1 protein-coding gene is annotated in these 317 nt (G+C 50.8%); it reads right to left on the reverse strand.

Annotated features, from left to right (window positions below; all coding sequences use genetic code 11):
- The coding region (locus PPOP_RS17500) for an IS256 family transposase (protein WP_042229778.1) at positions 1-317 on the reverse strand (317 nt) is incomplete at both ends.

The following is a 317-nucleotide window of genomic DNA, read 5'->3' on the forward strand; positions in this document are numbered from 1 at the left end:
GGCGATGGTAGCTTTCGATCATGTTTGTCGTGTAGATGAGCTTGCGGATCTCTGGCGGATACTTGAAGAACGTAGCGAGTTCATCCCAGTTGGTACGCCACGAACGGATAATCAGCGGATATTTGGGACCCCACGTCTCTTCAAAGCGATCAAGCTCCACAAGGGCCATTTCTTCTGTTGCGGCCTTGTAGATGGGCTTCAGGTCTGCCGTTACTTTCTTGAAATCCTTGTAGGACACGTAGCGCGTCGAATTGCGGATTTGGTGAATGATGCATTTCTGAATCTCCGTCTTCGGGTAGCAAGCCGTGATCGCTTGG

The organism is Paenibacillus popilliae ATCC 14706, assembly GCF_000315235.1.
Taxonomy (GTDB): Bacteria; Bacillota; Bacilli; order Paenibacillales; family Paenibacillaceae; genus Paenibacillus_B; species Paenibacillus_B popilliae.